The organism is Gemmatimonadota bacterium (assembly GCA_016209965.1).
GTDB lineage: Bacteria > Gemmatimonadota > Gemmatimonadetes > Longimicrobiales > RSA9 > JACQVE01.
This window is the reverse complement of the sequence record JACQVE010000059.1, coordinates 1-8,601: the sequence shown is the minus strand read 5'-3', so window position 1 is coordinate 8,601 and position 8,601 is coordinate 1. Positions and strand designations below refer to the sequence as shown.

The 8,601-nt window shown below is 68.6% G+C and carries 6 protein-coding genes; all 6 read right to left on the bottom strand.

Annotated features, from left to right (window positions below; all coding sequences use genetic code 11):
- Positions 1-279: 279 nt before the first annotated feature.
- The 6 genes from HY703_02730 to HY703_02705 all read right to left on the bottom strand — a co-directional run bounded on the left by HY703_02730 (position 280) and on the right by HY703_02705 (position 8,357).
- Positions 280-708, bottom strand: a complete 429-nt coding sequence (locus tag HY703_02730; GenBank protein ID MBI4544093.1) for a hypothetical protein — start codon at positions 706-708, stop codon at positions 280-282.
- A gap of 73 nt (positions 709-781) precedes the next feature.
- Positions 782-1,249: a hypothetical protein gene (locus HY703_02725; GenBank protein ID MBI4544092.1), complete on the bottom strand. Its 468-nt coding sequence runs from the start codon at positions 1,247-1,249 to the stop codon at positions 782-784.
- Positions 1,250-1,624: 375 nt separating this feature from the next.
- Positions 1,625-5,095 carry an efflux RND transporter permease subunit gene (locus tag HY703_02720; GenBank protein ID MBI4544091.1) on the bottom strand — a complete coding sequence of 1,157 codons (3,471 nt, stop codon included), beginning with the start codon at positions 5,093-5,095 and terminating at the stop codon, positions 1,625-1,627.
- Positions 5,096-5,107: 12 nt separating this feature from the next.
- The gene (locus tag HY703_02715) at positions 5,108-6,433 is read right to left on the bottom strand and encodes an efflux RND transporter periplasmic adaptor subunit (protein MBI4544090.1); all 1,326 of its coding nucleotides are present in this window, start codon (positions 6,431-6,433) and stop codon (positions 5,108-5,110) included.
- Complete coding sequence (locus tag HY703_02710; protein ID MBI4544089.1) at positions 6,430-7,821, bottom strand: TolC family protein; 1,392 nt, start codon at positions 7,819-7,821, stop codon at positions 6,430-6,432. Before HY703_02710 ends, HY703_02715 begins: the two co-directional genes overlap by 4 nt.
- Complete coding sequence (locus HY703_02705; protein MBI4544088.1) at positions 7,821-8,357, bottom strand: Ig-like domain-containing protein; 537 nt, start codon at positions 8,355-8,357, stop codon at positions 7,821-7,823. Before HY703_02705 ends, HY703_02710 begins: the two co-directional genes overlap by 1 nt.
- Positions 8,358-8,601: the final 244 nt, after the last annotated feature.

Below are 8,601 nucleotides of genomic sequence, written 5' to 3'. Positions count from 1 at the left end.
CTTGCGCCAGGAGCCGCCTCTTGAATGTCGACTCGCGTATCGTCCAACGGATCAGGAAATCGTACCAGCGAGTCAGCCACGTGAACCGTAGCGGGGGGATATAGGGCAGGCCTCCCGCGGGTCCGTGATCGCCTTCCAGAGTCGAAGCCCTCCCGACCTGTCTGGACAAGCTCCACCTCGCGCGCCGGCCACTCCCGCTGGCGTTTCCGCCCTGCCACATCACGCGCTCCCGTCGAAAAATAGAAGGCGGACAGTAACGCCCGCGTCAAAAAGCCGAGCCTAGCCGCCGGATCGGCTGTGGGCTCCGAGGAAGCGCAGGATGGCCATGCGGTCTTCGCGGGACAATCGCAATAGCCCGGCCGCCGCCATGTTGCTGTCCATGCGATCCAGGACGCCCGCCCACTCGGCGGCGGTATGCAGCCCGGGAGCCGGACGGGCGTGGCACCCGAAGCAGCGCTGCAGGTAGCGGTGGAAGCCGTGGCTCATGGTATCGGGGCCGAGGCGCCGCCGGTTGAGCGGCTGCACCTGCACACGGGCGCGGGCGCTGACGCCCGCCAGTGGCGCCGCAGCGGCGCCGGCCCCCTCCTCTGAGACCGCGCTGAGTACCAGGCTCTGCCGGGCCAGGTCGCGGTCAGCCCGGGTCTGACCACACGCTGCCAGGCTGGCAAAGAGCATCAAGGCCGCGCTCGCCCGGTTCCGCCCCGACATATCACCGCCCACGCCGTCACTAACCCCGCAGTCATGACCATCCGCCCCAAGCCCATTCTCCCTGGCTGGCCGCTCAGCGCCTGTAGAGATCGTCGAGCGCGGAGCGGATCTCTTCCAGAGACTTGCCCCCGCCCGCAAGCTGCCAGGCCAGTTCCGCGGAGGTCAGGCAGACGTCGCAGTTGGCGCCGTGGTCGCTCTTGAAGCAATCCAGCAGCGAGTAGTGGCCCGAGTGCTCCTCGCATTCGCAGTAGCAGTGCAGGCCGTCGAGCACTTGCGGGATCTCGCGCGCCTTGCCGTAGGTGGCCGCAATGCGCGGGTACCGCTGGTAATGCAACGGATGCACGACCCCCTCCGCCGTGATCCCGGGGCGCGGATCGGGATGGGCGTGCCCCGAGCGCGTGACCAGCAGAAGCACGGTGACGGCGGCGGCCACCAGGCTCGCCACCAGCAGCCACTGCTTCCCATACCCGCGTCCCCGCTGCTTGCCCGCGCGGCGAACCTGTCCGTTCCGGCTCTCGGAGTCCTTGCTGCGGCGCGACATGGCACGGCTCCTTCTCGAAGTTTAACGGCGGCCGGGAGTCGGCGTCGACGCGGTGCCACAGTAGTCACCCTCGAATGAAGCCACCGTGAAATCTCCATGAATCCCGCTTCACGTCACCTCAGTCCGCGCCGGCCGGCTCGGTCGGCGAGCTGAGCGAGCGCGACGCGCTCGACGGCGAGGGCATCGTCCCGGGCTTCCGCCTGCCCCTCGCGCGGCTGTTTCTCTGAGGTCACGGCCGCGCCTCGTTCCCCAGGGGGTTGCGGCTCGCCAGCTTAGCCTGGCCGTATAGGCCGAAGCGGGCCCTGGCCGCGCCGGCTTCCCGGGCAGGAAGCAGAGGGCGGCTTCGAGTAGGCCATTTCTTCATGCGGCCCTCCATCAGTCGGCGCCCACCGGAACGGCGGCGCCGGCGAGCATCTCGGCTGCCGGCGCGCGCGCCTCCCTGAGGAGCGCGTATTCTTTCCAGAGGGAATAGATTGCCGGGATCACGACCAGTGTGAGAACGGTCGCCGAGACCATCCCGCCGACCATAGGCGCGGCGATGCGCTTCATCACGCTGGCACCCGTACCGTGCCCCCACAGGATCGGCAGCAGTCCCCCGATCACCGCGGTGGCGGTCATGAGCACCGGCCGCAGCCGCTGGCCCGCGCCTTCGCGCACGGCGTCAAAGAGCTCCTCCCGCCCGCGCAGCCGTCCCGCCTCGCGCCGGCGCTCGTGGGCGTGGTCGAGGTACACCAGCAGCACGACGCCGATCTCCGCCGACACGCCGGCCAGCGCGATGAAGCCGATCACGGTCGCCACCGACCAGTTGTAGCCGAGCAGCGCCATGAACAGCACGCCGCCCACCAGGGCGAAGGGCAGCGACAGCATCACGATGAGCGACTCGCCCACGCTGCGGAAATTCAGGTACAACAGCAGGAAGATGATCAGGAGCGTGGCCGGCACCACCAGCTTGAGCTTCTCCTTGGCCCGCTGCATGTACTCGTATTGCCCGGACCACTGGAGCGTGTAGCCCGGCGGCAGGTCCACCATCTGCTGCACCATCCTCTTGGCGTCACGGACGTATCCGCCGATGTCGCGCCCCGCCACATCCACATAGACCCAGGCAGTGGGGAACGCGCCCTCCGTCTTGATCGCCATGGGCCCGCTCACCCGGCGGATGGTGGCTACCTGCCCGAGGGGGACCTGCGCGCGTCCACCGGCGCCGGCCGCGCCGGTGCCCCCCGCCCCATCCATTCCGCCCATACCGCCCATGCCCGCGCCGCCGCCCGCCACCCCGCCCTGCACCACCGGGATCAACACGTCCGCCAGCTTTTCGGGCTGGTCGCGCAACTCGTGCGGGTAGCGCAGCCGCACGCTGTACCGCTCGCGGCCCTCGACAGTCTGGGTGATAGTCATTCCGCCGATGGCCGAGGAGATGACGTCCTGGATCTCCTCTACGTTGAGCCCGTAGCGGGCCGCGGCCTGCCGGTCCACATCAATGTCCAGGTAGTAACCGGAGACGGCGCGCTCGGCGAACACCGAGCGCGTGCCCGGCACCACCTGCACCGCGCGCTGGATCTGCTTGCCGACGCGTTCCAGCTCGGCCAGATCGGATCCGAAGATCTTGATCCCCACGGGCGTGCGGATGCCGGTAGCGAGCATGTCGATGCGCCCCTTGATCGGCATCGTCCAGGCGTTGGTGAAGCCGGGGAAGCGGACCAGCGAGTCCATCTCCTCGATCAGCCGCTCCGTGCTCATTCCCGGCCGCCACTCTTCTTCCGGCTCGAGCACGATCGTGGTCTCGAACATGTCGAGCCCCGCCGGATCGGTCGCGGTCGTGGCCCGCCCCGCTTTGCCGAACACGCTGGCCACCTCCGGGATGAGCCGCAGGATGCTGTCCTGCCGCTGCAGCGCCTCGCGCGCCTTCTGCACACCGATCCCGGGCAGCGTAGTGGGCATGTACAGCACGGTGCCCTCGTCGAGCGGCGGCATGAACTCGCTGCCGATGCGCTGGAACGGGATCCACGTCACGACCAGCACTGCGACCGCCGCGGCGATCACCGGCAGCCGGTAGCGCAGCACGAACTCGATGACCGGCCGGTAGAGGCGCATGAGCCCGCGCGAGATCGGGTTCCGCTCCTCGGCGTGCACCTTGCCGCGGATGAACAACCCCATGGTGACCGGGACGAGCGTGACCGAGAGCAGGCTGGCCGCCGCCATCGCCAGGGTCTTCGTCCAGGCGAGCGGCTTGAAGAGTCTCCCCTCCTGTGCCTCGAGACTGAAGACGGGGAGGAAGCTGACCGTGATGATGAGCAGAGAGAAGAACAGCGCCGGCCCAACTTCCTTCGAGGCCCGCACCACCAGCGACCAGCGCTCGCGGGCGGACAGCTCCGACGTGTTCAGCACGCCCTCTCGGTGAGCAGCCCCGCCCGCTCTCGTGGTCATCCCGAGCGAGCTAAGCGAGTCGAGGGATCGTCTCCATACTGTCCCTGAGCTCCTCGAAGAGCGCACGGCCCGTGACAGAGTATCCCTCGACTCCGGAGCGCTGCCCGCTCCTTCGGTTGCCATGACAGGGTGGCCGGCCAGCGCCCGCTTCTCCGCGATCGCGCGCTCGAGGTGCTTGTGCATATTCTCGATCATCACGATCGCCGCGTCGATCATCGCGCCGATCGCGATCGCGATCCCGCCCAGCGACATGATGTCGGCATTGATCCCCAGCGTCCGCATCACAATGAACGCCATCAGGATCCCCACGGGCAGGGTCAGGATGGCCACCAGCGCGGAGCGCGCATGGAACAGGAAAAGCACCGACACCAGCGCAACGACGACCGACTCTTCCAGCAGCTTCTCCTTCAGCGTGGCGATAGCCCGGCGAATCAGGTCGGAGCGGTCGTACACGGGCCGGACCACCACACCCTCGGGAAGTCCCGCCTCGATCTCGCGCAGCTTATCCTTCACGCGACTGATGGTCGCCAGCGCGTTCTGCCCGAAGCGCATGACTACAATGCCGGCTACCACGTCGCCGCGGCCATCCAGGTCGGCGACGCCGCGGCGTACGTCGGGCGAGAGCTGCACGGTGGCCACATCGGCGATGCGGATGGGCGTGCCTGCGGCCGTGGCGCCCACCACCACGTTCTCGATGTCGCGCGTGCTCTTAAGGTAGCCGAGCCCACGCACCATATACTCGCGCTCGCTGAGCTCCATCATCATGGCGCCGACGTCCTTGTTCGACGCCTGCACGGCCTGCATCACGCGCGAAACGGGGATGCCGTATGCGCGCAGGCGCGCGGGATCCACCGTGACCTCGTAGGTCTTCTCGAAGCCGCCCACGGTGGCGACTTCACTGACGCCCGGCACGGCCGTGAGCTGGTAGCGCAGGTACCAGTCCTGGATGGCGCGCAGGTCGGCGAGCGAGCGCCGTCCGGTCGTGTCCTCGAGGGCGTACTCGTAGACCCAGCCGAGCCCCGTCGCGTCGGGCCCGAGCGCGGCCTCCGCGCTCCGGGGCAGCTTGCCGCGAATCGCGGAGAGGTACTCGAGGACGCGGCTGCGCGCCCAGTACAGGTCCGTCCCGTCCTCGAAAATCACGTAGACGAACGAGACGCCGAAGAAGGAGTAGCCGCGCACGGTCTGCCCCCCCGGCACCTTCAGCATCTCGGAGGCGATGGGATAGGTGACCTGGTCCTCCACGATCTGGGGCGCCTGACCCTCGTAGTCGGTCTGGACGATCACCTGTACGTCGGAGAGGTCCGGCAGCGCCTCCAACGGCGTTCGGCGCATGGCAATGATGCCGGCGGCCACCACGAACGCCGTGAACGCCAGCACCAGGAACTTGTTGGCCACGGACCATTCGATGACTCGCTTCAGCATGCCTCGACCGCCTCAATGCTTGGTGGGAGCGTTGTGGTCGACCTGCTCCTGCGGCTTCTTGCTGGGCGACGCCGGCGCCCCGCCGCGTTCCTCCTCCCGCTGCGCCGCCGGTGCGCGAACCGGCCCGGCCCGCTCTTCCGTCGTTCCCGCCTCCGGCTCGGCCCTCGTCCCCATCCCTGGCATCGAGCTCATGGACCTGCCCATGTTGGCCTCCGCGTCGATGAGGAAGTTCGCCGAGCTGACGACGACGTCGCCTTCCGCCAGCCCCGCCAGTACCTCGATCTCCTCAGCGGCGACGAGTCCCGTGCTCACCTCGCGCGGAACCAGCATCCCGTCGCGGCCGCGCACGAACACGAGGGCGCGCTCCCCCGTGAAGTGCACCGCGGAGCGCGGGATCATGAGCGCGTCACGCTCGCGCGTGGCCGCCAGCTCGAGCTTGGCATACATCCCCGGCTTGAAGCGGAGCTGCGGGTTCGGCAGCTCGACGCGGATGCGCCCGGTGCGCGCTTCCACGGCCACGGTGGGATAGACGTAGGTGACGCGCCCCTCGAACACCTCACCGGGATAGGCGTCGAAAGTCACGCGCGCGGGCTGGCCGAGGTGCACCAGGGAGAGGTCCTTCTCGAAGACTTCTCCCTCAATCCACACCTGCGAGAGGTCGGCGATCTTGTAGACGTCCATCCCCGGCATGATGCGCGCGCCTTCCACCACGTTCTTTTCCACCACGATCCCGGTGGCGGGCGCGCGCAGCGTGAGCGTCTTGCGAGGGGCGCCGCTCCGCTCGATGCGTGCGACCTCGTCCTCGGGAATATCCCAATAGCCGAACCGCCGCCGCGCGGACTCGAGCAGGTCCTGGGCGTTGCGCTCGGCGCGGCCGCCGCTGCCGTCCACGGCCGCGTCCGCGAGACGCCGGGCGAGGATCAGCTCCTCCTGTGCCGCTACGAGCATGGGGCTGTAAATGTCCATCAGTGGCTCGCCCCTGCGCACCGGCGCACCCGTGAAGTCGATGTGCAGGCGCTCGACCCACCCCTCGATCTTGGGGTTCAGATTCGCCAGCCTCGTTTCGTCGTACGTCACATTGCCCACGGTAGCGACCGTGCGGCGGAACGGCTTGCGCTGGGCCACCGCGTACGTGACGCCGATGCGCCGCGCGGCCTCGGGATCCAGGTGCACGGGCTGCAGCTCGTCGCCCGAGGCGCCGGCCATGGCGGCGTGCTCGTGCCCGGCCGCGGCGCCGGACTTCTCCTGGCCTCGGGTGGTGGCGGTGTAGCCGGCCACCGCTGCCCCCGCCACCGCCAGCACCGCCAGGGAAATGAAGACTTGTCGCCGCGTGCTCATGTCGCCTCCGCAATCAGCTCATCCGTCCGGGGGAGCTCCCGGCCAATGCTCATCTCCAACTCCGCCACGGCCCGGCCATACTCGGCCAGCAGCCCGTAGTATTCCTGCTGGTACTGGTTCACGGTCATCTGCGCATCCACGAGAGTCATGAAATCGACGGCACCGACCCGGTACGAGGCGAAGGACGACTCGACGTTGGCTCGCGCCGGCGGCAGCACCTCCGTCCGATAGAGCCGGACGAGCGTGCGTGTGCGCTCGAGCCCCGCCAGCAACTCGCCGATGCGGGCGTCCACGCGCGCCCGCATTTCGGTGAGGTCGGCCCACGCCATCTGCTCCATGGCGGCTGCCTCAGCGCGCATGCGGAGCTGCCGCTTCGGGGCGAAGATCGGCAGGTTGAAGCCGAGCATCAGGCTGCCCATGCGCTCCGTGCCCGTTCCCATGTCACCAGCGCGCTGCCCGTACTGGACCCCGACGACGGGGTCGGGCCAGATCTCTTTGCGCGCCAGGGCGCTGCGGGCTTCCGCCTGCTGCACGCCCGTGCGTCCCTTCGCCAGCATCGGCCGGGTCGCCTCGGCCCAGGCGCGCAGAGTGTCCGCGCCGGGAAGGGAGAGCGGCAGGGGCGAGAACACCGGCTCCGGGATCGGCGTGTCCGCCGGCCGGTTCAGGATCCCGTTGAGCCGCGCCGCCGCCGCCTTGCGCATGGCCTCCATGCGCCTGAGGTCCGCCTCCATGCGGGCCACCTCGACGCCCGCGCGCAGCACGTCGCTCTGCCGTCCCACGCCCGCCGAGTACATTGCCTTCGCGACTTGCTCGAAATCCTGCAGCAGCCCCAGCGTCTCGCGCATGACCTCGATCTGCCGGTCCGCCTCGTAGATCATGTAGAACGCCATGGCCGCCTCCGCGCGCACCTCCCACCACGCCTCGTCCGCTTCCGCACGCGCTATCGCACTACTCTGCTCCGCGATGCGGCCGGAGAGCGAGAGCTTTCCGGGAAACGGAATCATCTGCATCGCCTGGATCGCGGGCGCCATCGAGGTGGGCATGTCCGTCTCGAGCCCCGGCACGGAGAAGTTCATGATTCCGACCTGCAGCATCGGGTCGGGAGGCAGCGCCGCCGAAGCCTCCAGCGCCTCCTTCGCTCGCGTTACAGCGCGCGCCGCCTGAAGTCGCGCATTCCGTGCGGCCGCAAGCGAATACACCTCGCCCAGAGTCAGGCCCGGGCTCTTCTGTGCCGCCACCGGCGCGGCCAGGATCGCGGCGGCAGCCAGCGCCAGCACAGCGCTTCGAAGAAGCTTCATATCCGACTGCTCCAGCACCGCCCGGAGCCGGGCGGTGATGGCGGCATCGGAGCCGATCAGCAGCAGCCGAAGCCTCCGCGGCGGCTTCATTACGACGTCGTGAACGAGAACACCATGCCGTAGGTGCCGTTCGCGTGCTGCCACCCCGCACCCATCATGCTGGTGTTGCCGCCCATCATTCCGCCGCCGGTCATCATTGAGCCGGTGGCCCACTGCCCGCCCATGTGCTGCCCGTGCTGCTGGAAGCCCATCGTGTTGCCGCTGGCGTCCTTCATTCCGCCGCCGAGATGGATGGCATAGCGGGTCCCCGACCTCAGCGGCGACGACGGCGTGAAGATGGCGCGTGTGCGCGCCGGGTTCCACGTCCACGAACCGGGGACGACGGGTCCCGTCACGTCGCCCTCGTGCGGCGCGATGTACTGCTCCATCCCGGCCATCATGGCGTGCGTGAACTCGACCACGATCGGGGCGTTCGGATCCACGTTCGTCGAGCCACCGGCCGGGACTACCCAGGCAAACTCCGCCGCGCCCGCCGCTTCGGCGGGATGCTCGTCACAGGCCGTGAGGGGGATTACCAACGCTGCCGCTAGAGCGCCGCCCAAGGCCAGAGGGATCATCGAAATCATCGGATCCCCTCCCTTCCAAAAGAGTGATCACCGGACCGGCGTGGCCGCACCGGCGGTTTCCGGAGCCTTCGCCCGAGGTTAGGCGTTGCACTGTGAAATGGGCGTGAAGCGCCCATGAAGAGTTCTTTAGAGAGCAAGGGCACCCGTTGGCGCGGGCCGCTTGAATTGAATGCATAGCCGTGCGGGACAATTGTGGACGCGGCGCCCGGAAACTTGTGGATGAGTCGGAGCGCCGGGTCGCGAG